Source organism: Citrobacter sp. CK202, from assembly GCF_030333225.1.
GTDB lineage: Bacteria > Pseudomonadota > Gammaproteobacteria > Enterobacterales > Enterobacteriaceae > Citrobacter_B > Citrobacter_B koseri.
Window position 1 is genome coordinate 531,876 of record NZ_JAOWGI010000029.1, and the last position, 25,289, is coordinate 557,164.

Here is a 25,289-nt window from a genome sequence, read left to right on the forward strand (position 1 = left end):
ATATAAGGACTGAATGATGAGTACACAATTTACGACCCCTGTTGTTACCGCTATGCAGGTTATCCCGGTTGCGGGGCATGACAGTATGCTGATGAACCTGAGCGGGGCGCATGCGCCGTTCTTCACCCGTAATATCGTCATTATTAAAGACAATTCTGGTCACACCGGCGTGGGGGAAATCCCTGGCGGCGAGAAAATCCGCCAGACGCTGGAAGAGGCGATCCCGCTGGTGGTGGGTAAAACGCTGGGTGAGTACAAAAACGTGCTGAATGCCGTGCGTCATCAGTTCGCCGATCGTGATGCGGGCGGGCGCGGCTTACAAACCTTCGACTTACGTACCACCATTCATGTGGTCACCGGCATTGAAGCGGCGCTGCTTGATCTGTTAGGCCAGCACCTGGGGGTTAACGTGGCATCCCTGCTGGGTGAGGGGCAACAGCGTAGCGAAGTGGAAATGCTTGGCTATCTGTTCTTTGTCGGCAACCGTAAAGCGACGCCGCTGCCGTACCAGAGCCAGCCGGATGAGAAATGCGACTGGTATCGTCTGCGTCACGAAGAGGCGATGACTCCTGATGCGGTCGTCCGCCTGGCGGAAGCGGCATACGAGAAGTATGGCTTTAACGACTTTAAACTGAAGGGCGGCGTTCTGGCGGGAGATGAAGAGGCGGAATCCATTGTAGCGCTGGCGAAACGCTTCCCGAATGCCCGCGTGACGCTGGACCCGAACGGCGCCTGGTCGCTGAACGAAGCAATCCAAATCGGTAAGTACCTGAAAGGCTCGCTGGCCTATGCGGAAGATCCGTGCGGGGCGGAGCAGGGTTTCTCTGGCCGCGAAGTGATGGCGGAGTTCCGTCGCGCGACCGGTCTGCCGACGGCCACCAATATGATCGCCACTGACTGGCGTCAGATGGGGCATACGCTCTCCTTGCAGTCTGTGGACATTCCGCTGGCTGACCCGCATTTCTGGACGATGCAGGGATCTGTTCGCGTCGCGCAGATGTGCCATGAGTTCGGCCTGACCTGGGGTTCGCATTCCAATAACCACTTTGATATTTCCCTGGCGATGTTCACGCATGTGGCGGCCGCCGCGCCAGGCAAGATCACCGCGATCGATACCCACTGGATCTGGCAGGAAGGTAATCAGCGTCTGACCAAAGAGCCGTTTGAAATCAAAGGCGGTATGGTGCAGGTGCCTGATAAACCAGGTCTTGGCGTTGAGATTGATATGGATCAGGTGATGAAGGCGCACGAGTTGTATCAGCAACACGGCCTGGGCGCGCGTGATGATGCGATGGGAATGCAGTATCTGATCCCGAACTGGACATTCGACAATAAGCGCCCGTGCATGGTGCGCTGACTGTATTGAACCGGTTTCGTCATGGGGTCGGTTCTTCTCCTGGTGTATGCTTAGTACAGTCAACATGCGTAAGGATGCTTTATGAAAATAGTGATCGCACCGGACTCTTATAAGGAAAGTTTGAGCGCTCTTGAGGTAGCGACCGCCATTGAGGAGGGGTTTCGTGAAATCTGGCCTGATGCGGATTACGTAAAACTCCCGGTTGCTGATGGTGGTGAGGGAACGGTTGAAGCGATGGTCGAGGCCACGGCAGGCCGGATTGTTGATGTTGACGTGACGGGCCCGCTCGGTGACAGCGTGCGGGCATTTTATGGGCTTTCTGGCGACGAACGTTCGGCCTTTATCGAAATGGCCGCCGCCAGCGGGCTGGAGTTGGTTCCACCGCAATTACGCGATCCGCTAAAAACCACCTCGTGGGGAACCGGTGAGTTAATTCGCCACGCTCTCGATGCCGGGGTGGAACATATTATTATTGGCCTTGGCGGTAGCGCGACGAATGACGGCGGCGCCGGTATGGTGCAGGCGCTGGGGGCGAAATTGCTGGATGCGCAGCACCAGGAGATTACGCAAGGCGGCGCGGCGCTGGAAGCGCTCTCAAAGATTGATATCAGCGGTATTGATAAACGTCTTGCCGCGTGTCGTATCGAAGTCGCCTGCGATGTCACGAATCCGCTGACCGGGAAAGAGGGGGCATCTGCGGTATTTGGTCCGCAAAAAGGCGCCACGCCGGAGATGATTCAACGCTTAGACGACGCGCTGACGCACTATGCCCGGCTGATTTCCCGCGATCTGGATATTAACGTATTCGAACTGGCGGGCGGCGGCGCGGCGGGCGGTCTGGGGGCCGCATTATATGCGTTTTGCGGCGCGGAGTTACGGCGCGGCATTGAGATCGTGACCGATGCCTTGCATCTGGAAGAGTGCGTTGCTGATGCGGATCTGGTTGTTACCGGAGAAGGGCGCATCGACAGCCAAACGATTCACGGCAAAGTGCCTGTCGGCGTGGCAAAGGTCGCGAAACGACATAATAAGCCCGTGATTGGCATTGCAGGTAGCCTGACGGCGGATGTGGGTGTTGTACACCAACATGGGCTGGATGCTGTTTTCAGCGTGATTTATACCATCTGTACGCTGGATGAGGCGCTGGAGAATGCCGCAGAAAATGTGCGCATGGCTGCGCGCAATATCGCCGCCACCCTTAACGTGGGGCAACATTTACGTTAACTGCCTGATGGCGCTGCGCTTATCAGGCCTACGGTCACGCACCTGTAGGCCGGTCACGTTGCGCTTATCAGGCCTACGGTCACGCACCTGTAGGCCGGTCACGCTGCGCTTATCAGGCCTACGGCCACGCACCTGTAGGCCGGATAAGACGCGCTAGCGTCGCCATCCGGCATCCCCTCATCCTAATATTTTCTTTGCTTCGCGCGCGACGTTGTCCATCTCATCAAGCAGTTCCAGGAACTCGGGTTCAAGCTCCTCTTCTTTGGTGCCGCTGCGTAACTGCTGCTCAATTAACTGGCACAAGTTTTTCATGCGCGGCACCCCGCTGTAGCCGCAGCTGCCGTGCAGCGTGTGGATGAGATCCACCAGCCCTTCGGGCGCCTCTCCCACCAGCTGTTCTTCAATTTTGTTACGCACTTCCGGCAGGAAGTCGATGAGCATTTGCAGCAGATCCCGCGCCAGATCGGATTTTCCGGCCGCCTGGCGCAGCGCCAGTTGCCAGTCGAGCGTTGCGTTCGGGTTGACGATAAACTCTGTCGATTCAGCGGCGGGTAATCGGGTTGCTACCACGGCCCCCGGCTTATAGCGTAACAGCAGACTGTGCAGCTTTTCTTCTTCTATCGGCTTGGCCAGATAGTCATTCATCCCCGCGCTCAGCAGCTTCTCTTTCTGACCCGCCATCGCATGTGCCGTCACGGCGATCACCGGCGTTTGCTGCTGATGCGGAAGCTGATGAATCAGCTCACAGGCGCGGATACCGTCCATATCCGGCATCTGAATGTCCATCAGGATCAAATCAAACTGCATCTGTTTGGCCCGTTCCACCGCCTGATGCCCGCTGTCGCAAAGCTCCACATGCTGGACTTTGTCCTCCAGCAGCGCGCCGATCAGCTTCAGGTTGGCCGGGTTATCGTCGACCGCCATTACCGTCATGGCGATTTTGTTCTCATCCGTCAGCAGCGGTTCAACATGCTGATTTAAATGGCAGTATTCCGTCAGCGCAGGCAGTAAACGCGTTGAGGTGAGCGGTTTTAACAGACAGGCCGCCGCGCCGCCTTGCTTGAGTTTTTCGGCGTTAATCTGGGCATGGCAAGGCAGCGCCAGCAGCAGGAAGTCCGTCATGGCGGCGGCTTTTGCCAGCCGTTCTTGCTGCATGGTGAGCGGTTCGTTAAAGGTCACCGGAACGCTGATGAGCAGGATATCGTAGTGATCCAGCGGCAACGCTGAGAACGTCGGGCTGTAGATCACCTCCAGCGGCGTGTCGCTCAGCATATCCAGCGTGCATTGCGCGGCGGTGGCGTTCGGTTCGACGTAGGCCAGCCGTTTTCCGACCAGACAGCGCGTTGGCGGCGCGTCGCTTATCACATTCGGGTTGAGATCGAGATTAATGTGGAACCAGAAAGTGGAACCGCGATTGGGCTGACTGTGGAACGAGATATCGCCGCCCATCTCATTGACCAGTTTTTGCGTAATCACCAGCCCCAGACCGGTTCCGCCATGACGGCGTGAAATGCTGGCGTCCGCCTGGCGGAAAGCCTGGAACAGACGCGACTGGTCGCGCTCGGGAATGCCGATGCCGGTATCGCGGATCTGGATTTCAATCTGTACTTTGGTATTACTGAGCGCGCGCTTTTCAACCAGAATGTCGATATTGCCGCTTTCGGTAAATTTAATGGCATTACCGACCAGATTGGTAATGACCTGCTGTAGGCGCAGCGGGTCGCCGATGACGTTATCCGGTACGTCATTTTTGATGTTTAACGTGAGCTCCAGCCCTTTGTCATGGGATGAATGCGCCAGCAGCGTCACCACTTCATCCAGCGTGCTGCGTAGCGGGAAGGGAATGCTTTCCAGAATCAGCTTGCCCGCTTCCAGCTTGGAAAAATCGAGCACGTCATTGATGATCGCCAGCAGGTTGTTGGCCGAACGTTCGATAGTATTGAGGTGATCGCGCTGGGTTGTATTAAGTTCGGTTTTTAGCGTCAGACGGGTAAAGCCAATCACGCCGTTAAGCGGCGTGCGCAGTTCGTGCGACATGTTGGCCAAAAACTCAGACTTAATACGCGCCGCTTCCTGAGCTCGCTTCTTCGCCAGATCCAGCTCAACGTTCTGGATCTCCATCTGTTCCAGCGTTTCGCGCAGATCCGAAGTGGCCTGATCGATATTATGCTGCATCTCTTCATGGTAAGCGGCAAGCGACATCGCCATTGAGTTGATGCCGTTTTTCAGCATATCCAGCTCGCCCAGCATAAAGCCCTCGACGCGGCTGTCGAGCTGCCCACGACGAATGCGGTCAACGGTATTGACCATATTACGAATGGGGCCGGTGACGTCGCGCATCAGACGCCAGCCAAAAATTAAGGCAATGCCGATACAGAACAGCATCATCACGCTGGAGATGAAAATCTCTTTGTACTGTTGCAGGCGGACGGACTTGAGATCCAGTTCAAGCGCCACATATCCCAACATATTTCTCGGCGTTTTGGCGTCTGTTACGGGGGATTCGTCCGGTGAATACCTTTCGGAGATAATCGGCGTTCGCAGGATCATAATGTCCCCGTGGCGGGTCACGCTCAGCCTGCGGGGAAACGGCTCCCCGGTGGCGAGCTGCATTTCTGACGGATCGAGATGGAAATTGGATGTGACAAACAGCCGGTTATTCTCGTCATAAACGGAAATGGCGCGCACGATGTCGGAGTGGCGGCGATGGAGAACGCTGATGAGCTGCCCGATTGATTCGCGGTTTTGCAGGTTCATGCCATATTCGCTGGAGACCGCAAGAGGTTCGATAATGCTGGCGCCAGCATCTTCCAGTTGACGCTGCAAGTCGTTATAGCGATGCACAACGAAAAAGATACTGAGCAGTAAACCAATGAGGACGGTCGGGGCCAGGATCAGAATCATCATGCGTGCGCGCAGGCTGTAGTTGGTCATGGAGTTCCGTTATGGGACAATTAGGGTCACACTGTTAAATTGAGAAATATCTCGTCGATGGCGCAATTCTACTCTGCAAAACGACGCGTGACGACGCGTCAGATCATAACCGTTACGGTCAATGACCTCGATCCTTTTGGTCAGGGCGTGGCTCGCCATAATGGAAAGGCGCTGTTTATACCGGGATTACTGCCCCAGGAAAAGGGCGACGTCGTCATTACTGAAGATAAAAAACAGTTCGCCCGCGCGCAAGTTAAGCGTCGCCTGAATGATAGCCCGGAACGGGAAACGCCGCGCTGCCCGCACTTTGGCGTCTGTGGCGGCTGCCAGCAGCAGCATGCCAGCGTCGCGCTGCAACAACGCAGCAAAAGCGCCGCGCTGTCGCGCTTAATGAAATGCGATGTCGCCGAGGTGATCGCCGATACGCCGTGGGGCTATCGGCGCCGTGCGCGTTTAAGCTTGAATTATCTGCCTAAAACTCAGCAATTGCAGATGGGATTTCGCAAGGCGGGCTCCAGCGATATCGTGGATGTCAGGCAGTGCCCCATTCTGGTGCCCCAGCTTGAGGCGCTGCTGCCTCGCGTCAGGGCGTGTCTGGAAAGTTTGCAAGGAAACCGCCACTTTGGCCATGTCGAGCTGGTACAGGCGGGGAATGGCACCCTGATGGTGCTGCGTCATACGGCGCCCTTGAGCGCGGCGGACAGAGAAAAACTGGAACGCTTTTCGCATTCTGAGGGACTGTCTCTGTTTCTGGCCCCTCAAAGCGACATACTTGAACCGCTTACCGGGGAGGCGCCCTGGTATGATTCAAACGGGCTACGCTTAACCTTCAGCCCGCGCGACTTTATTCAGGTCAACGAAGGGGTGAACCAGAAAATGGTCGCCCGGGCGCTGGAATGGCTGGATATTCAACCTGACGACCGGGTTCTGGATCTGTTCTGCGGCATGGGGAATTTTACTCTGCCGCTGGCGACGCGCGCCGCCAGCGTTGTGGGCGTTGAAGGCGTTCCGGCGCTGGTGGAAAAAGGCCGGGAAAACGCGCGGCGTAACGGATTACAGAATGTGACATTCTTTCACGAAAATCTCGAAGAAGATGTCACGAAGCAGCAATGGGCGAAAAATGGTTTTGACAAAATTTTGCTCGATCCCGCTCGTGCCGGGGCGGCAGGCGTGATGAAACACATTATAAAGTTAAAACCAATTCGTATTGTTTATGTATCCTGTAATCCTGCTACGCTGGCACGGGATAGCGACGCCTTGTTGAATGCCGGATACCAAATTCAGCGGCTGGCGATGCTCGACATGTTCCCACACACTGGGCATCTGGAATCAATGGTGTTGTTTGAGTGTTTGTAATGAGTCATGGCTTGCTGACTTCGGTAGGCCTGGTCCCTTAAGGAGAGGACAATGGTTGCGGTAAGAAGTGCACATCTTAATAAAGCTGGTGAGTTTGATCCGAAAAAATGGATCGCGAGTCTGGGTATCTCCAGCCAGCAGTCGTGTGAACGCTTAGCCGAAACCTGGGCGTATTGCCTGCAACAGACACAAGGACATCCCGATGCGGAACTGTTGCTGTGGCGTGGCGTGGAGATGGTGGAAATCCTCTCTACGTTAAGTATGGATATCGACACGCTGCGGGCGGCGCTGCTCTTCCCCCTGGCTGACGCCAATGTCGTCAGCGAAGATATCCTGCGCGAGAGCGTGGGGACATCGATCGTCAATCTGATTCACGGCGTGCGCGATATGGCGGCGATTCGTCAGCTGAAAGCGACGCATAACGATTCCGTCTCCTCCGAGCAGGTGGATAACGTTCGTCGGATGCTGCTGGCGATGGTGGACGACTTCCGCTGCGTGGTCATCAAGTTGGCGGAACGTATCGCCCATCTGCGCGAGGTTAAAGACGCGCCGGAAGATGAACGCGTACTGGCGGCGAAAGAGTGCACCAATATCTATGCTCCGCTGGCTAACCGGCTGGGCATCGGGCAACTGAAGTGGGAGCTGGAAGATTACTGCTTCCGCTATCTGCACCCGGCGGAATACAAGCGGATTGCCAAACTGCTGCACGAACGCCGCATTGACCGCGAGCATTACATTGAAGAGTTTGTCGGGCATTTGCGTTCTGAAATGAAAACCGAAGGTGTGAAGGCGGAGGTCTATGGCCGCCCGAAACACATCTACAGCATCTGGCGCAAAATGCAGAAAAAGCATCTGGCGTTTGATGAGCTGTTTGACGTGCGCGCCGTGCGTATTGTGGCTGAACGTTTGCAGGACTGCTATGCCGCGCTGGGGATTGTGCATACGCACTATCGCCATCTGCCGGACGAGTTCGATGATTACGTCGCCAACCCGAAACCTAATGGCTACCAGTCAATTCATACGGTGGTGCTTGGCCCTGGCGGTAAAACCGTTGAGATCCAGATTCGTACCAAACAGATGCACGAAGATGCCGAACTGGGCGTCGCGGCGCACTGGAAGTACAAAGAGGGAGCGGTCTCCGGGGGCGCACGCACGGGCCATGAAGACAGAATTGCGTGGCTGCGTAAGCTGATCGCCTGGCAGGAAGAGATGGCGGATTCTGGCGAAATGCTGGATGAAGTGCGCAGCCAGGTCTTTGACGACCGGGTGTATGTCTTTACGCCAAAAGGCGATGTGGTGGATCTGCCCGCAGGCTCCACGCCGCTTGACTTTGCCTACCATATCCACAGCGATGTGGGGCATCGCTGCATCGGGGCGAAAATCGGCGGGCGTATCGTGCCGTTTACCTATCAGTTGCAGATGGGCGATCAGATTGAAATCATCACCCAGAAACAGCCAAACCCTAGCCGGGACTGGCTCAACCCGAACCTGGGCTATGTGACGACCAGCCGTGGCCGTTCTAAAATCCACGCCTGGTTCCGCAAGCAGGATCGGGACAAGAACATTCTCGCCGGGCGGCAAATCCTCGACGATGAACTGGCGCATTTGGGCATCAGCCTGAAAGAGGCGGAAAAACACCTGCTGCCGCGCTACAACTTCAATGAGCTGGAGGAACTGCTGGCGGCGATTGGCGGCGGGGATATTCGCCTTAACCAGATGGTGAACTTCCTGCAATCGCAGTTTAATAAGCCGAGCGCCGCCGAACAGGATGCCGCCGCGCTGAAACAGCTTCAGCAGAAAACATACGCCCCGCAGAATCGCCGTAAAGACGATGGTCGCGTGGTGGTGGAAGGGGTCGGCAACCTGATGCACCACATTGCGCGCTGCTGCCAGCCGATTCCAGGAGATGAGATTGTCGGGTTTATCACCCAGGGGCGCGGTATTTCCGTACACCGGGCGGACTGCGAACAGCTTGTGGAACTGCGTTCTCATGCACCGGAACGTATCGTGGATGCGGTGTGGGGCGAGAGCTACTCTGCGGGATATTCGCTGGTGGTACGCGTTCAGGCCAACGATCGCAGCGGCTTGTTGCGGGATATCACCACCATTCTGGCTAACGAGAAGGTAAACGTGCTGGGGGTGGCCAGCCGCAGCGACACCCGGCAGCAGCTCGCCACCATCGATATGACCATCGAAATTTACAACCTGCAAGTGCTGGGGCGCGTTCTCAGTAAACTCAACCAGGTGCCGGATGTGATCGACGCGCGTCGTTTGCACGGTAATTAATTTTTCCAGGCCGGATACGCTTTGTAGGCCTGATAAGACGCGTCAGCGTTGCCATCAGGCATTGCCAGTTGCCGGATGGCGGCTGTCGCCTTATCCGGCCTACGTTGGTGACAATTTTCAGGATATTCCAATGAATCAAATCGATCGCCTGCTTGGCATCATGCAACGCTTGCGCGACCCGGAAAACGGCTGCCCGTGGGACAAAGAGCAGACGTTTGCCACCATTGCGCCGTATACCCTTGAAGAAACCTATGAAGTGCTCGACGCCATTGCCCGTGAGGACTTTGACGACCTGCGCGGAGAGCTGGGCGATCTGCTGTTTCAGGTTGTGTTTTATGCGCAGATGGCGCAGGAAGAAGGGCGCTTTGACTTTAATGATATTTGCGCTGCCATCAGCGATAAACTGGAGCGCCGCCATCCGCATGTCTTTGCGGACGTTGCCGCTCACAACAGTACCGAGGTATTAGCCCGCTGGGAGCAAATCAAAACCGAAGAGCGCGCGCAGAAAGCGCAGCATTCGGCGCTGGATGATATTCCCCGCAGCTTACCGGCGTTAATGCGCGCGCAAAAAATCCAGAAGCGCTGTTCGAACGTCGGCTTTGACTGGACGACGTTAGGGCCGGTTGTCGATAAGGTGTATGAAGAGATCGACGAGGTCATGTTCGAGGCGCGGCAGGCTGTCGTAGACCAGGCTAAACTGGAGGAGGAAATGGGCGACCTGCTCTTTGCCACCGTCAATATGGCGCGTCATTTAGGGACAAAAGCAGAGACCGCGTTACAAAAAGCCAATGAAAAGTTCGAACGGCGTTTTCGTGAAGTTGAGCGGATTGTTGCGGCGCGAGGCCTGGAAATGACGGGAGTTGATCTGGAAACAATGGAAGAAGTCTGGCAGCAGGTAAAACGCCAGGAAATTGATCTCTAACGAATTTAGGCAGTCAAGGGCGTTTTGTGTGATTTTTTAAATAACAAGCTCTTGATTTACGTCAAAAACATTTACCCCAAAGGGGCTATTTTCTCTTCCCGTTATGTTGATGAAACACCTTGTATACTGCCTCTTCGAGTTATTCGAGTCGCAACAAGGCGGCGACTGAAAGAATCCCCAGGAACATAGAAATGCGATGTGACTGGGGGGAGTGAAGGAAGCTAACACTGGTGCGGCTTGAAGAACGAAGGAGAGGGGATAATGAAAGTTTGTGGCGTACGCCATGTTCGGGTATACTGCTTTCCCGTCCTGGTTATTCCATCGTCTTTTAAACCTAACTTCTCAGGTTCAGCATGACAACGAACTATATTTTTGTGACCGGCGGGGTCGTATCCTCTCTGGGTAAAGGCATTGCCGCAGCCTCCCTCGCAGCCATTCTTGAAGCCCGTGGCCTCAACGTGACCATCATGAAACTGGATCCGTACATCAACGTCGATCCCGGTACTATGAGTCCAATCCAACACGGGGAAGTGTTCGTTACTGAAGACGGCGCCGAAACCGATCTGGACCTGGGTCACTATGAGCGCTTCATTCGCACCAAGATGAGCCGCCGCAACAACTTCACCACGGGCCGTATTTACTCCGACGTTCTGCGTAAAGAACGCCGTGGCGACTATCTGGGCGCAACCGTACAGGTTATCCCGCACATCACCAACGCGATTAAAGAGCGCATCATCGAAGGCGGCGAAGGCCACGACGTGGTGCTGGTCGAAATCGGCGGTACTGTCGGTGATATCGAGTCCCTGCCGTTCCTGGAAGCGATTCGTCAACTGGCGGTTGATATCGGTCGTGAGCACGCGCTGTTTATGCACCTGACGCTGGTGCCGTACATGGCCGCGGCAGGCGAAGTCAAAACGAAACCGACGCAGCACTCCGTTAAAGAACTGCTCTCCATCGGTATCCAGCCGGATATTCTGATCTGCCGTTCCGATCGCGCCGTTCCGGCCAATGAGCGTGCGAAGATTGCATTGTTCTGTAACGTTGCTGAAAAGGCCGTTATTTCTCTGAAAGACGTCGATTCTATTTATAAAATTCCGGGCATGTTGAAATCTCAGGGTCTGGACGATTATATTTGTAAACGATTCAGCTTAGACTGCCCGGAAGCGAACCTGGCCGAATGGGAACAGGTTATCTACGAAGAAGCGAACCCGGCGGGCGAAGTGACTATCGGTATGGTCGGCAAGTACATTGAACTGCCGGATGCCTATAAGTCGGTGATTGAAGCGCTGAAACACGGTGGCCTGAAGAACCGTGTCACCGTCAACATCAAGCTGATCGATTCGCAGGATGTTGAAACGCGCGGCGTCGAAATTCTGAAAGATTTAGACGCTATCCTGATCCCAGGCGGCTTCGGCTACCGCGGCGTTGAAGGTAAGGTCGCGACGGCGCGTTATGCGCGTGAAAACAATATTCCTTATCTGGGTATTTGCCTGGGTATGCAGGTTGCGCTGATTGAATTTGCGCGCAACGTAGCGGGTATGGAAAACGCCAACTCAACGGAATTTGTGCCAGACTGTAAGTACCCTGTTGTGGCGCTGATTACCGAGTGGCGTGACGAGAACGGCAACGTTGAAGTCCGTACTGAGAAGAGCGATCTGGGTGGCACCATGCGTCTTGGCGCGCAGATGTGTCAGCTTTCCGATGAGAGCCTGGTTCGCCAGATGTACGGTACGCCGACAATCACTGAGCGCCATCGTCACCGCTATGAAGTCAACAACATGTTGTTGAACCAAATTGAAGCTGCGGGTCTGCGCATTGCGGGCCGTTCCGGGGATGATCAGTTGGTCGAGATCATCGAAGTGCCGAACCATCCGTGGTTCGTTGCCTGTCAATTCCACCCGGAATTTACTTCAACGCCGCGTGACGGGCATCCGCTGTTTGCAGGCTTTGTGAAAGCCGCCAGCGACTATCAGAAGCGTCAGGCGAAGTAAGAAGTAAAAAAAGTTAGAACGGCAACGCGTACCAAAGGTACGCGTTGTTTGTCTGGAGTTTTAGTTTAACTTGTACTGAGGAAAACCTAATGTCCAAAATCGTTAAAGTCATCGGTCGTGAAATCATCGACTCCCGTGGTAACCCGACTGTTGAAGCCGAAGTACACCTGGAAGGTGGTTTCGTTGGTATGGCAGCCGCTCCGTCAGGTGCTTCTACGGGTTCCCGCGAAGCGCTGGAACTGCGCGATGGCGACAAATCCCGTTTCCTGGGTAAAGGCGTAACCAAAGCTGTTGCAGCGGTTAACGGCCCGATCGCTCAGGCAATCCTTGGCAAAGACGCCAAAGATCAGGCTGGCATTGATAAAATCATGATCGACCTGGACGGTACTGAAAACAAATCTAACTTCGGTGCGAACGCGATCCTGGCTGTGTCTCTGGCTAACGCCAAAGCCGCTGCGGCCTCTAAAGGTCAGCCGCTGTACGAGCACATCGCTGAACTGAACGGCACCCCGGGCAAATACTCCATGCCGGTTCCGATGATGAACATCATCAACGGCGGCGAGCACGCTGACAACAACGTTGATATCCAGGAATTCATGATTCAGCCGGTTGGCGCTAAAACCCTGAAAGAAGCAGTGCGTATGGGTTCTGAAGTGTTCCACAACCTGGCTAAAGTTCTGAAAGCTAAAGGTATGAACACTGCTGTTGGTGACGAAGGCGGCTATGCGCCGAACCTGGGCTCCAACGCTGAAGCACTGGCTGTTATCGCTGAAGCGGTTAAAGCTGCTGGCTACGAGCTGGGCAAAGACATCACTCTGGCGATGGACTGCGCAGCATCTGAATTCTACAAAGACGGCAAATACGTTCTGGCTGGCGAAGGCAACAAAGCATTCACCTCTGAAGAATTCACTCACTTCCTGGAAGACCTGACCAAACAGTACCCGATCGTTTCTATCGAAGACGGTCTGGACGAGTCTGACTGGGACGGTTTCGCATACCAGACCAAAGTGCTGGGCGACAAAATCCAGCTGGTTGGTGACGACCTGTTCGTAACCAACACCAAGATCCTGAAAGAAGGTATCGACAAAGGCATCGTTAACTCCATCCTGATCAAATTCAACCAGATCGGTTCTCTGACCGAAACGCTGGCTGCTATCAAGATGGCGAAAGACGCTGGCTACACTGCCGTTATCTCTCACCGTTCTGGCGAAACTGAAGACGCGACCATCGCTGACCTGGCTGTTGGTACCGCAGCAGGCCAGATCAAAACCGGTTCTATGAGCCGTTCTGACCGTGTTGCTAAATACAACCAGCTGATTCGTATCGAAGAAGCGCTGGGCGAAAAAGCTCCGTACAACGGTCGTAAAGAGATCAAAGGTCAGGCGTAATCCTGCTCTTCACTCTTAACGTAAAAAACCCGCTCCGGCGGGTTTTTTTATGGCGTGCGTTTGGCGCAGTTGCTGTGCATGACCTTAGCGAGGCTTTCTGCGATAATCACTGATTATCCCCTTAACAGAGAATGCTATGCAGTACCCGATTAACGAGATGTTCCAGACCCTGCAAGGTGAGGGTTACTTTACCGGCGTCCCCGCCATTTTTATCCGTTTACAGGGATGCCCGGTTGGCTGTGCCTGGTGCGATACCAAACACACCTGGGATAAGCTTGAAGATCGGGAAGTGTCGTTATACAGCATCCTGGCGAAGACCAAAGAGAGCGACAAGTGGGGCGCGGCAAGTAGTGAAGACCTGCTGGCGGTGATAAGCCGACAGGGGTATACCGCGCGTCATGTCGTGATCACCGGCGGAGAGCCCTGTATCCATGACCTGATGCCATTGACCGATTTACTTGAGAAGAATGGATTCAGCTGTCAGATTGAAACCAGCGGTACCCACGAGGTGCGCTGTACGCCGAATACCTGGGTGACGGTCTCGCCGAAGGTGAATATGCGCGGTGGCTATGATGTCCTGTCGCAGGCGCTGGAGCGTGCGAATGAAATCAAGCACCCTGTTGGTCGCGTCCGTGATATTGAAGCGCTGGATGAGCTATTGGCGACGCTGAGCGACGATAAGCCGCGAATCATTGCCTTGCAGCCAATCAGCCAGAAAGAAGACGCGACGCGTCTGTGCATTGAAACCTGTATCGCGCGTAACTGGCGCTTATCAATGCAGACGCACAAATATCTGAATATTGCGTGATAAAAAATCGTTAGCGCGCTTGCCGGGGGCGCTTCGCTTGCCCGGCCTACGGTCATACTCATTTGTAGGCCGGATAAGACGCAACGCGTCGCCATCCGGCACGTTCGCCCGTTCATTTACAGGCCGGATAAGACGCGAGATAAGGAATGCTACGCGTTCGACCAGCTTTGAATCGAATCGACGTTATCCAGATTGCCATGCAGCACTTCATACGACTTTTTCAAAATCACATCGGTGTATTGCGTTAAGTCGCGGAAAATCCCTTTATTCAGTGCGTCATAGCGTCTGGCATTGCTCTCTATCGGCATAAACACATCTTTTACCCGCACCATTTTTTCAACCGCGGTCTCATAGTTCGGGTACAGACCAAGCCCTATGGCCGTGTTAATTGCCGCTCCCAGACTCGCGCAGCCATTTATCACATTGCGTCTGGCGGGGAGATTGAACACATCGGCAAAGATTTGCATAAACAGGTCGCTATTCGAACCACCCCCGGTGATGATCACATGTTTAGCAAAGTGGTTCATTTCATTGCACATATTGTCGTAGTTGTTTTTCAGCGTCAGCGCAACGCTCTCCAGAATAGAACGGTAAATCCATGCGTAATCCATGCTGGAATCAAAGCCGATCATGATTCCTCGCTTGAACGGTTCCCAGGGATTGGTCAGCCAGTCGAGAACCGTCATTAAACCGTTACAGCCAGGAGGTACGCCGGCCGCTTTCTTATTGAGTAAATCTTCCGGCGACAGCCCCTGTGCTTTGGCGTCCTGAATCAGTGATTCGCCCAACATATCCCGCAGCCAACTGACCGTCCACATGCCTTTACGAATACCGTAGCCTTCATAGAGCAGGGTTTCGGGAATAGAAGACATAATCGGCCAGTAAGCGACCGGATCTTTGGGGAGCGCTTTGCCGTTCATCATCAGGGCGATATAAGTGCCTAATGAGATAACTGCGGTTTCATCGTCCAGCAATCCTGCGCCCAGTGCTTCCACCGGTTTGTCGCTGGTGGTGCAGACCACGGGTAAGCCAACAGGGAAACCTGTTGCCAGGGCGGCGGCTTCAGTCAGATGACCGAGCACGCTTCCCGGCATCTGGACGTCAAACAGCATCCTGCGCGGAATGTTGAACTTCTTCATCACCGCATCGTCATCGCTCCACGCCCAGGTTTTGTAATCCACCGGCCACTGCCCAAAATAGTTGGCGATATTGTCTTTAAACTCACCGGTTAAGCGATGCGACAGATAACCTGAAAATGAGGTGACATAAGCCACATCGGAGTTGGTATGCTCGTAGGGACGGGTTACGCGCGCGTCCTGCCAGCTAATCAGCGGAGCTGCGGGCATGCCGTCGGCTTTTAATAATGCGCGACAGCAACGGATGGAACCCAGACCGATTCCAGCAATGTCTTTTCTGTCACCCGAAAACTGACTCATCAGGTCTTGCCCTGCGGAGCATAAAGACGTCCATAAATCATCATCAGGATGTTCTGCCGTATTGGCATCGGGTGTATACATGGGCTGTAACAATCCTTTCCCTTCGCACACCACATTCCCTTCGAGATCGTACATCACGACCTTCGTACTCTGACTTCCGCCATCAATTCCAATGATGTATTTCGTCGACATTGTCATTCTCCTTAATTTTCTCTCTTCACTCGCCGGAGGCTTCTGCGGCCAGCGATGTCATCTTTTCCGGTGTGGCGTTAGCGGTACGAATTTTGCGAAAGAGCAAAAAGGTAAACAGAATCACCATACACAGCGCCGCCAGTCCCATCAGCCACATGTTGCGATAGGCTTCCGCTGCCGGGAGCGTGTCCTGCCAGTGGCCTACGATCGGATAAACAAAAACGTCGGGCAGAAAACCGATAACCGAGCAGATACCTACCGTCGTTCCCATGATGTAAGACGGCGTTCTGGCTTCACCAGGGCAGGCCCAGTAAAGCCCGCGTGAGGCGTAGCAGGTGAAGCCCAACAGCAGAATCAGGCCGATCCCCATCACGACAGACTGCGGATTTGAGTTGGTGACCAGCAGCGCAATAAGCGCGACGGCTCCGACAATGGAGAGAAGCTGAATGACACGCGTCGGCGATTTAATTTTGCTGTAAGTGGTAATGATGCCGCCCAGCGGGCCGCAGATAGCGCGGAAAATTTTGTTGATCACAATGCCCATGTAACTCGCGGCGACCAGCGACATGCCATACATTTCGGTCAGGTAGTTGGTGGAGTAGCTGAGGATGGCATAGATCGTAAAGACGCCGAAGATGACCATGCTGCAATACCAGGTGGTGCTGATGCGTAACACGGCCAGAATATCGCTGAGCTGGAATGATTTTTTCTCTTCTTTCACCGCGCTGCTGTGATGATGACCATCGCTGACGAAGAACCAGCACAGGATGCCCAGCAGGATATAGACCACGCTGTAAATCAGAATCACCGTTTTCAGGCTGTTGCTGTCATCCGGCGCGAAGCGAGAAAAGACCCACATGGTAAACACTGCCAGCGACATCACGCCGACGCCGCGCAGCCCTTCCATCCAGCCCATAATTTTGCCTTGTTCACTGTGATCGCCAAGCAGCGACGCGGCTTTAATGGATACGGACCACAGCATCAGGATTGTCGTAATCGCGAACGCGACCTGAATGCACAGCATGACCCATAGCGGTGGATACGTCGCCATGACCAGACCGAGTAGTCCGGTAATAATCATTGCGGAGGTAATCATTTTGCGATGGGAAAATTTATCGGCGATGATTCCGCTGGGCGCATAAAGAATAATAGCAGCAACACCAAAGGTACTCATTATTAGCCCTATTTCGGTATTGCTAAATCCCATAAATTTTGCCATGGGAATTTGATATATATAGCGTAAATAAGCCAGATCAAAACTGACGCCACCGCTAAAACTAATAATGGCGAGGGTTATCCAGCGGCGATATGAGTTGTGTTGCATATCGAATTCCCATTTGTAATGGACAAAAAAAAGAGAAAAGTAAGCCGCCTTTTCAGGAGGATTACTTTTCTCAGGTCTCTAGTAATTACGTTAGAAATAGCATGGAAGGGCAGCTTATAGTGTGAGAATAATCACGCTTCTTGTTTTTTACCATAATTACAAAGCGAACGGTTCATCTGTGATTACGATCACATTAGATGTCTGGAGGTTGTGCTAAAAATTTACGCCAGTTACCAGAGATAATGAGAAAGGTAACTTCCCTCTCGCGGGGGAAGTTACCTTTCTTTTTTTTTGCCTGAAGGAATTTGGAGCCAACTATGTCGATCGAATCTCTCAATGCATTCTCAATGGATTTTTTCTCCCTGAAAGGGAAAACGGCAATTGTAACGGGCGGGAACAGTGGTCTGGGTCAGGCTTTCGCAATGGCGCTGGCGAAAGCCGGAGCCAATCTTTTTATTCCCAGCTTCGTAAAGGATAACGGTGAAACGAAAGAACTCATTGAAGCACAAGGTGTTGAAGTGGCGTTCATGCAAGTGGACATCACCGAGAAAGGCGCGCCGCAGAAGATTATTGCCGCCTGCTGCGAGCGTTTTGGCACGGTAGATATTCTGGTGAACAACGCCGGGATCTGTAAGCTGAATAAGGTTCTGGACTTTGGCCGCGCGGACTGGGACCCGATGATTGATGTCAACCTGACCGCGGCGTTTGAGCTGAGCTATGAAGCGGCAAAAATTATGATCCCACAAAATAGCGGGAAAATTATTAATATCTGCTCTTTGTTCTCTTATCTTGGCGGGCAGTGGTCTCCGGCTTATTCAGCAACCAAGCATGCGCTTGCTGGTTTTACCAAAGCATATTGCGATGAACTTGGGCAATATAATATTCAGGTTAACGGTATTGCGCCGGGTTATTATGCCACTGATATTACGCTGGCAACCCGCAGTAACCCGGAAACTAATCAGCGTGTACTGGATCATATTCCGGCCAATCGTTGGGGTGATACTCAGGATCTTATGGGGGCGGCGATATTCCTCGCCAGTCAGGCATCAAATTATGTTAATGGTCATCTTTTGGTTGTCGATGGCGGTTATCTGGTGCGTTAATTTTAATATCGGTGGTTTCTGGTTTTTATTTTATTCTGCATTGACTATCAGGAAGGATTTATTATGTCATTATCCCGTGAAGCGATTGTTGACCAGTTAAAAGAAATTGTGGGTTCCGGGCGTGTTATTACGGATGAAACCGTATTAAAGAAAAACAGTATTGACCGTTTTCGCAAATATGCGGATATTCACGGCGTTTACACGCTGCCCATTCCGGCGGCCGTGGTTAAGCTCGGTTCGACGGAGCAGGTCTCTCGCGTTCTGGCATTCATGAATCAGCATAAAATCAATGGCGTGCCGCGTACCGGCGCGTCTGCGACGGAAGGCGGTCTGGAAACCGTCGTCAAAGATTCTGTGGTGCTGGACGGCGCAGGGATGAATCAAATCCTGAGTATTGATATCGAAAACATGCAGGCAACCGCGCAATGTGGCGTACCGCTTGAGATTCTGGAAAACGCGCTGCGTGAAAAAGGCTATACCACCGGACACTCGCCGCAGTCTAAGCCGCTGGCGCAGATGGGCGGTCTGGTCGCCACTCGCAGTATCGGCCAGTTCTCCACGCTGTACGGCGCGATTGAAGATATGGTGGTGGGGCTGGAAGCCGTACTGGCGGACGGCACCATTACCCGCATCAAAAACGTGCCTCGCCGGGCGGCCGGGCCGGATATCCGCCATATCATCATTGGGAACGAAGGCGCGCTGTGCTACATCACTGAAGTCACAGTGAAAATCTTTAAGTTCACGCCTGAAAACAACCTCTACTACGGCTATGTGCTGGACGACATGAAAACCGGTTTCGACATCCTGCGTGAAGTCATGGTGGAAGGCTATCGCCCCTCCATTGCGCGCCTGTACGACGCCGAAGATGGAACCCAGCACTTCACGCATTTTGCCGACGGCAAATGTGTGCTGATTTTTATGGCTGAAGGCAATCCGCGACTGGCGCAAGCCACCGGAGAAGGGATTGCGGAGATCGTGGCGCGCTACCCGCAGTGCCAGCGGGTGGACAGCAAACTTATCGAAAACTGGTTCAACCATCTGAACTGGGGGCCGGAAAAAGTGGCTGCCGAACGCGTACAGATCCTGAAAACCGGCAATATGGGCTTCACGACGGAAGTATCCGGTTGCTGGAGCTGCATCCATCAAATCTACGAAAGCGTGATCAACCGTATCCGTACCGAGTTCCCGCATGCGGACGATATCACCATGCTGGGCGGCCACTCTTCTCACAGCTATATCAACGGCACCAACATGTATTTTGTGTATGACTACAACGTGGTGGACTGCAAGCCGGAAGAGGAGATTGATAAATACCATAACCCGCTCAACAAGATCATCTGCGAAGAGACGATCCGTCTTGGCGGCTCAATGGTGCATCACCACGGCATTGGTAAGCACCGCGTTCACTGGAGCAAGCTGGAACACGGTAGCGCCTGGCCGCTGCTGGAAGGTCTCAAGCGCCAGTTTGATCCAAACGGTATTATGAATACAGGCACGATCTACCCGATTGAAAAATAGAGAGTTATACGCAAAATCCTTTAAGCTGCATCAGGCAGCTTAAAGGGCGAAGCGTATAAACGGCTTCTCAACCGGGAAGCCGCGACTTTACCGGACAATGAAGGGGCTACGATGAACACTTCACCGGTGCGAATGGATGATTTACCGCTGAATGGTTTTCATTGCCGCATTGCTGCGCTGACATTCGGCGCGCATTTGACCGATGGCTATGTATTAGGCGTCGTCGGCTATGCCATGATCCAACTGACCCCCGCCATGCAACTGACGCCTTTTATGGAAGGGATGATTGGCGGCTCGGCGCTGGTTGGACTTTTTCTCGGTAGCCTGATCCTGGGATGGGTATCTGATTATATCGGGCGTCAGAAAATTTTTACCTTCAGCTTTATGCTGATAACCATCGCCTCTTTCCTACAGTTTTTTGCCACAACGCCGGAACAGCTTATTGGCTTGCGCATTCTGATTGGTATCGGCCTTGGCGGTGACTACTCGGTTGGTCATACATTGCTGGCTGAATTTGCGCCGCGTCGCCATCGGGGAATATTACTGGGCGCATTCAGTGTGGTGTGGACTATCGGCTATGTTCTGGCGAGCCTGGTGGGGCATCATTTTATTCAGGAAACGCCGGATGCCTGGCGCTGGCTGCTGGCATCGGCATCATTACCCGCGCTGTGCATTACGTTCTTACGCTGGGGAACGCCGGAGTCGCCTCGCTGGCTGATGCGTCAGGGGCGGATAACAGAAGCGTATGCGATTGTGCACCGCTATTTTGGCACGCATGTGCTGCTCGGCGATGAGGTGGCGGCGCCGACGAGCAGACATATCAAAACGCTATTTTCAACGCATTACTGGCGAAGAACCGCGTTTAACAGCGTGTTCTTTGTCTGCCTGGTGATCCCGTGGTTTGTGATTTACACCTGGCTTCCCACCATTGCACAAACGATCGGTCTTGAAAATGCGCTAACCGCCAGCCTGATGCTTAACGCGCTGCTGATTGTTGGCGCGCTGCTGGGGCTGTTGTTAACACACCTGTTGGCGCACCGCCAATTTCTGCTCGGCAGTTTTATGCTGCTCGCCGCGACGCTTGTCGTCATGGCTTGTTTACCGGCGGGAAGCAGCCTGACGCTGTTGCTGTTTGTGTTGTTCAGTACCACCATTTCTGCCGTCAGCAATCTGGTGGGGGTTCTGCCTGCGGAAAGCTTCCCGACGGATATTCGTTCCCTGGGCGTCGGGTTTGCCACGGCAATGAGCCGATTAGGGGCGGCGATCAGCACCAGTTTGTTGCCCTGGACGCTGGCGCAGTGGGGAATGCAGGTTACGCTATTACTGCTGGCTGGGGTATTAGTCATCGGATTTGTGGTGACCTGGCTGTGGGCGCCGGAAACCAAGGCGCTGCCGCTGGTGGCTGCCGGGAGTGTGGACAAAAGACAGGGAGGTGTGAATGAACATTCTGTTAGCGTTTAAGGCAGAGCCCGATCCCGGTATGTTGGCGGAGAAAGACTGGCAGGCGGCGACGGCGGATACCCACGGCCCGGATGTCTCCTTGCTGCGTTGCTCCCCAGGTGCGGATGAACAGGCGGCGGCAGCGTTGCTGCTGGCTCAGCGCAATGGGGGCTGTGAGATGACGTTGACTGCGTTAAGCATCGGCGATGAGCGGGCGCTCCACTGGTTACGTTATTTTGTCGCGCTGGGTTTTGAGACGCCGGTGTTGCTGGAGACGACGGCAGACCTGCGGTTTGCTCCCGAATTTGTCGCCAGGAACATTGCCGACTGGCAGCGTAATCACGGTGCGGATCTGATTATAACGGGCTGTCAGAGTAGCGAGGGTCAGAACAGTCAGACGCCATTTCTGGTTGCTGAAATGCTGGCGTGGCCCTGTTTTACCCAGGTGGAGCGTTTTACGCTTGAGCCTCCTTTTATTGTGGTTGAGCAGCGAACGATGACCGGGCTTCGGCGTTGTCGGGTACGGTTCCCGGCCGTCATCGCCGTCAGGCAGTGTGGTGAAGTGGCGCTTCCCGTACCGGGGATGCGCCAGCGTCTGGCGGCGGCGAAAGCAGACGTCGTGCGTCGGAGCGTTGTGGTTGAGACAACACCAGCGGTTCAGTGCCTGCGTCTGGAGAGACCGGAACAGCGGCGGCATGCAACGATTATCAGCGGCGCGACGGCACAGGAAAAAGCCCGGAGGCTATGGGCGGATTATTTGCGCCAGAGGATGCCGTCATGAAAATTGCTATCATTACTGACTCGCATGAGTGTGCGGCGATGGCGAGCTGGATCGCAGAGAATGCGCTTTGCACCGCAGAACTGGAGCGCTGGATTATCGATCCCGTGCCGGATGTTGCAGAGCAGGTGCTGGATGCGCTGGCGGCGCAATGGCTGCGGACACCTGTTGATATGCTGATCTTTCCGGCAGGTAGTCCGGGCGATGAACTGGCGACGCGACTCGCCTGGCGTCTGCATGGCGGCAGCCTCTGTCAGGTTCAGGCTGTGGATGTGCGACAAGGCCTGGTGAAAAAATCCCATTGGGGGAATGCGCTGACGGCAACGTTGCAAATTACCGCGCGCCCTTTGTGCCTGTCGCTGGCGCGACAGCCGGAGGTGAGCACTTCTGGTCATTCCTTGCCTGTGATGACGGAATATCTGATTACCCCCACGGCGCCCCCCGACTGGCTGGATAAGGTGGAAAGCGTAAATAGCGTCGCTACCCATCCTTTGTTACGTGCCGGGCGCGTACTGGTGGTTGGGCAAGGGGGAAGTGAAGCGGATGCAGATAAGATTACCGCGCTTGGTCAGGCGCTTGATGCTGAGGTAGGGTACAGCCGTGCGCGGGTGATGAACGGCGGTTTTGATGCCGATCGCGTGACTGGAATATCGGGGCATCTGCTGTCGCCGGATGTCTGTATCGTGGCTGGCGCGTCAGGGGCGGCGGCGTTGATGGCCGGAGTACGCCAGAGCCGTTTTGTTGTGGCGATAAACCACGATGCCAGCGCGCCGGTTTTTGCGCAGGCGGATGTCGGGATTGTCGATGACTGGCTACCGGTGCTGGAAGAGTTGGTCCGCTGCAAAAATGCCTGATGGCGCTACGCTTATCAGGCCTACGTGTAGGCTACAAAATGCCTGATGGCACTATGCTTATCAGGCCTACGTGTAGGCCGGATAAGACGATTTATCGTCGCCATCCGGCGTTGCCCGGCTTAATTAAGGTGTTTCGCTAACGTCCAGACGTCGGTATTGGTGGTGGAAAGCGCCGCCACACCGGCTTTCATCGCATTGCGGGCGTCTTCTTCATCGCATACCAGCCCCCCGGCAATCAGCGGCTGGCGTATCTTCTCTGTCACCCAGCCCAACACTTTCGGCATACAGCCCGGCAGGATCTCAATACAGTCCGGGTTTGACTGCGCGACCTGCTTATCAATATTGTGAAATGAAATGGAATCAACGATAAACAGACGGTGAATACAGAAAAAACCTTCCGCTCTGGCGGCTTTCAGCATTGCCGCTTTCGTGCTGATGATGCCATCCGCTTCGGTGACCAATTTTAAAAACTGGATCACGACCTCTTTATTTGACGCCCCCTCCAGCAGATCAACGTGGATAAACGCATATTTACCCGCATTTTTTATTTTCTTCACAATCGCGCTGATGGTGCAAATGTTACCGTACAGCACGGAGATGAACTGACATTCGGAATCAATGGCTAACTGTAGGCTGGCGTTATCTTTAACGGCGGCAATCACCGGATTCTGGCGGAGCAGGTGTAACAGGGGCATAGATTATCCTTATATACTCGTCATACTTCAATTTGCTGGTGCGTTGGCTTTCCTCGCAACTCGAATTATTTAGAGTATCAAATTAGCCAAATCGGTAAGTGATGCCAAACCCAGATGCCGGGTAGCGCCACTGTTGCAGCGTTTTTTCATCACACAGTAGTCGACAGGCGCCGCACTCCAGGCAGCCGCGAAAGTCGACTTGTAGGCCCCCTTCCGGCGTGCGGGAAAAGAGTCCGGCGGGGCAGGACGTGATCAGCCGTTCTGCCGTTTTGCTGTCGACAGCGGCAGCCGTAACGATATGGGAAATTTCGGCGGGGCGCCAGATGTTGCGGGCTACAGACATCGTAAGCTCCTGATAATATCGCCTGCCAGATGGCGCAGGCCGTGACGGCGAAAATGACGCCAGACGATCTGGCGCAGCGGCGGCACGGGATGATGCCCCTGATGCCAGAGCTCGTGAGAAATATCCTGCATTAATGCAGGCCATTGACGATACCATCCCGGGCGCTGCAACAGCGCGGGAACATCCCGATAGCGTTGCAAAACCTCCCACAGCAGACTGTGCCGGATGTCCTGATGATAGGCCGGGAACAGATTTTGCGGCGCATGTTTCTGGCAGGCGTTAATCAGGGTTTGCGCGGCCGCCTGAGCGCCGATGAGCGCCATATCCATACCGCGTACGGAGAAGCCGGTATTGACGCAGCTGCGCAACGCATCGCCTGTCAGCAGCCAGCCTTCGCCTGCGTACTGGACGGGCATGCTGTGTAAGCCGCCCTCCGGCACCAGATGCGCGCCGTACTCCAGCGTTTCGCTGCCTCTGAGCAAAGGACGCAGCGCCGGATGCGCTTTGAGCCGTTCCAGCATTTCGACTGTCGGAATGTCGCTCTGTGCAACAGAAGAGAGTGGACACACGACGCCTAAAGAGAGCGTCTCCTGGTTGGTATAAAGAAACGCGCCGCCGGGGAGATCGCCGCAAATTTCTCCGCTAAACAACATGGCGGCACCTTCCGCCCCGGACAATCGGAAGCGCTCTTCAAGCGTCTGTTTATCCAGCGCCAGCACCTCCTTGATCCCCAGCGCCATTGATGTCGCGGCGGGGCGAGGCAGGAATCCATACCGTTCCGCCAGCACGCTGTTTGCTCCTTCTGCCAGCACGACATAACGGGCGCGCAGCGTTTCATCTTCGCACATGACGCCGCAGACTCGGCCATCTTCAATATGGAGCGCTTCAACCGTAACGCCGTTAACGCACTGTACCCCTGCGGCCTCGGCCTGAGCGACAAACCAGGGATCGAAGCGGGCGCGCAGCAGACTCCATGAGTCACCGTCTGGTTGCAGGCTGGACCAGGTTGTTGCGCCATCACGGGTTAATAGCGTGAGGTTTTCCTGAGTGATACGGCGTTCAAGGGGGGCGGACTGGTGAACGTCGGGAAGAAGCTCGGCGAGCGCATGACAATATAAACGACCGCCGGAAAGATTTTTGCTGCCGGGAAACTCACCGCGTTCAAGCAGCAGGACTGAGAGTCCAGCCCGCGCACAGCGTAAAGCACAAGCGGTGCCCGCTATCCCTGCACCAATGATGATGATATCGAAATCGTCAGCCATGTTGTGCTCCAGAAATCCTGAGAACACAACCCTAACATAACGTTATTTAAGGAAAATTGACCCGCGACACAAACAAAA

The 25,289-nt window shown here is 54.4% G+C and carries 19 protein-coding genes; 13 read left to right on the plus strand and 6 right to left on the minus strand.

What is annotated here, in order from left to right:
- Positions 1-16 precede the first annotated feature (16 nt).
- Positions 17-1,357 (plus strand): glucarate dehydratase, encoded by a 1,341-nt coding sequence (gene gudD, locus OGX84_RS22295; RefSeq protein WP_024130902.1) that lies wholly within the window; start codon positions 17-19, stop codon positions 1,355-1,357.
- Positions 1,358-1,438: 81 nt separating this feature from the next.
- Positions 1,439-2,581, plus strand: coding sequence for a glycerate kinase (locus OGX84_RS22300; RefSeq protein WP_047461590.1), 1,143 nt, complete (start codon positions 1,439-1,441; stop codon positions 2,579-2,581).
- Between the two features lie 177 nt (positions 2,582-2,758).
- Here the strand turns inward: OGX84_RS22300 and barA are convergent, their stop codons facing one another.
- On the minus strand, positions 2,759-5,515 hold the full coding sequence (gene barA, locus OGX84_RS22305; protein WP_049009494.1) for a two-component sensor histidine kinase BarA: 2,757 nt from the start codon (positions 5,513-5,515) through the stop codon (positions 2,759-2,761).
- A gap of 57 nt (positions 5,516-5,572) precedes the next feature.
- Here barA and rlmD point away from each other — a divergent pair, with 57 nt between their 5' ends.
- From rlmD to queE, 6 genes are all read left to right on the plus strand, one after another.
- On the plus strand, positions 5,573-6,871 hold the full coding sequence (gene rlmD / locus OGX84_RS22310) for a 23S rRNA (uracil(1939)-C(5))-methyltransferase RlmD (RefSeq protein ID WP_286458407.1): 1,299 nt from the start codon (positions 5,573-5,575) through the stop codon (positions 6,869-6,871).
- Positions 6,872-6,922: 51 nt separating this feature from the next.
- Positions 6,923-9,157 carry a GTP diphosphokinase gene (gene relA / locus OGX84_RS22315; protein WP_012134892.1) on the plus strand — a complete coding sequence of 745 codons (2,235 nt, stop codon included), beginning with the start codon at positions 6,923-6,925 and terminating at the stop codon, positions 9,155-9,157.
- A gap of 130 nt (positions 9,158-9,287) precedes the next feature.
- Positions 9,288-10,079 (plus strand): nucleoside triphosphate pyrophosphohydrolase, encoded by a 792-nt coding sequence (gene mazG, locus OGX84_RS22320; protein WP_012134891.1) that lies wholly within the window; start codon positions 9,288-9,290, stop codon positions 10,077-10,079.
- Positions 10,080-10,432: 353 nt separating this feature from the next.
- The gene (gene pyrG, locus OGX84_RS22325; protein WP_047461602.1) at positions 10,433-12,070 is read left to right on the plus strand and encodes a glutamine hydrolyzing CTP synthase; all 1,638 of its coding nucleotides are present in this window, start codon (positions 10,433-10,435) and stop codon (positions 12,068-12,070) included.
- A gap of 89 nt (positions 12,071-12,159) precedes the next feature.
- Positions 12,160-13,458, plus strand: coding sequence for a phosphopyruvate hydratase (eno, locus tag OGX84_RS22330; protein WP_012134889.1), 1,299 nt, complete (start codon positions 12,160-12,162; stop codon positions 13,456-13,458).
- Positions 13,459-13,594: 136 nt separating this feature from the next.
- The gene (gene queE, locus OGX84_RS22335; RefSeq protein ID WP_047461605.1) at positions 13,595-14,266 is read left to right on the plus strand and encodes a 7-carboxy-7-deazaguanine synthase QueE; all 672 of its coding nucleotides are present in this window, start codon (positions 13,595-13,597) and stop codon (positions 14,264-14,266) included.
- 149 nt (positions 14,267-14,415) lie between these two features.
- Here the strand turns inward: queE and OGX84_RS22340 are convergent, their stop codons facing one another.
- Both OGX84_RS22340 and OGX84_RS22345 read right to left on the minus strand, forming a co-directional pair.
- A complete protein-coding gene (locus tag OGX84_RS22340) occupies positions 14,416-15,894 on the minus strand; it encodes an FGGY-family carbohydrate kinase (protein ID WP_112001647.1) in 1,479 nt (492 codons plus the stop codon).
- 25 nt (positions 15,895-15,919) lie between these two features.
- Positions 15,920-17,218 (minus strand): MFS transporter, encoded by a 1,299-nt coding sequence (locus tag OGX84_RS22345; protein WP_112001648.1) that lies wholly within the window; start codon positions 17,216-17,218, stop codon positions 15,920-15,922.
- 317 nt (positions 17,219-17,535) lie between these two features.
- Between OGX84_RS22345 and OGX84_RS22350 the strand changes: the two genes are divergently transcribed.
- The 5 genes from OGX84_RS22350 to OGX84_RS22370 all read left to right on the plus strand — a co-directional run bounded on the left by OGX84_RS22350 (position 17,536) and on the right by OGX84_RS22370 (position 22,911).
- Positions 17,536-18,321: an SDR family oxidoreductase gene (locus tag OGX84_RS22350; RefSeq protein WP_012134885.1), complete on the plus strand. Its 786-nt coding sequence runs from the start codon at positions 17,536-17,538 to the stop codon at positions 18,319-18,321.
- Positions 18,322-18,384: 63 nt separating this feature from the next.
- The gene (locus OGX84_RS22355; RefSeq protein WP_012134883.1) at positions 18,385-19,839 is read left to right on the plus strand and encodes an FAD-binding oxidoreductase; all 1,455 of its coding nucleotides are present in this window, start codon (positions 18,385-18,387) and stop codon (positions 19,837-19,839) included.
- 111 nt (positions 19,840-19,950) lie between these two features.
- On the plus strand, positions 19,951-21,300 hold the full coding sequence (locus OGX84_RS22360) for an MFS transporter (protein ID WP_024130900.1): 1,350 nt from the start codon (positions 19,951-19,953) through the stop codon (positions 21,298-21,300).
- Positions 21,278-22,060 (plus strand): adenine nucleotide alpha hydrolase family protein, encoded by a 783-nt coding sequence (locus OGX84_RS22365; RefSeq protein WP_012134881.1) that lies wholly within the window; start codon positions 21,278-21,280, stop codon positions 22,058-22,060. Before OGX84_RS22360 ends, OGX84_RS22365 begins: the two co-directional genes overlap by 23 nt.
- On the plus strand, positions 22,057-22,911 hold the full coding sequence (locus OGX84_RS22370; protein WP_112001649.1) for an electron transfer flavoprotein subunit alpha/FixB family protein: 855 nt from the start codon (positions 22,057-22,059) through the stop codon (positions 22,909-22,911). Before OGX84_RS22365 ends, OGX84_RS22370 begins: the two co-directional genes overlap by 4 nt.
- Before the next feature lie 119 nt (positions 22,912-23,030).
- Here OGX84_RS22370 and OGX84_RS22375 read toward each other — a convergent pair whose 3' ends face one another.
- The 3 genes from OGX84_RS22375 to OGX84_RS22385 all read right to left on the minus strand — a co-directional run bounded on the left by OGX84_RS22375 (position 23,031) and on the right by OGX84_RS22385 (position 25,211).
- Positions 23,031-23,606 carry a glycerol-3-phosphate responsive antiterminator gene (locus tag OGX84_RS22375; protein ID WP_012134878.1) on the minus strand — a complete coding sequence of 192 codons (576 nt, stop codon included), beginning with the start codon at positions 23,604-23,606 and terminating at the stop codon, positions 23,031-23,033.
- A gap of 82 nt (positions 23,607-23,688) precedes the next feature.
- The gene (locus OGX84_RS22380) at positions 23,689-23,949 is read right to left on the minus strand and encodes a ferredoxin family protein (RefSeq protein ID WP_112001650.1); all 261 of its coding nucleotides are present in this window, start codon (positions 23,947-23,949) and stop codon (positions 23,689-23,691) included.
- Complete coding sequence (locus OGX84_RS22385; RefSeq protein ID WP_112001651.1) at positions 23,940-25,211, minus strand: FAD-dependent oxidoreductase; 1,272 nt, start codon at positions 25,209-25,211, stop codon at positions 23,940-23,942. Before OGX84_RS22385 ends, OGX84_RS22380 begins: the two co-directional genes overlap by 10 nt.
- Between the last annotated feature and the right edge of the window lie 78 nt (positions 25,212-25,289).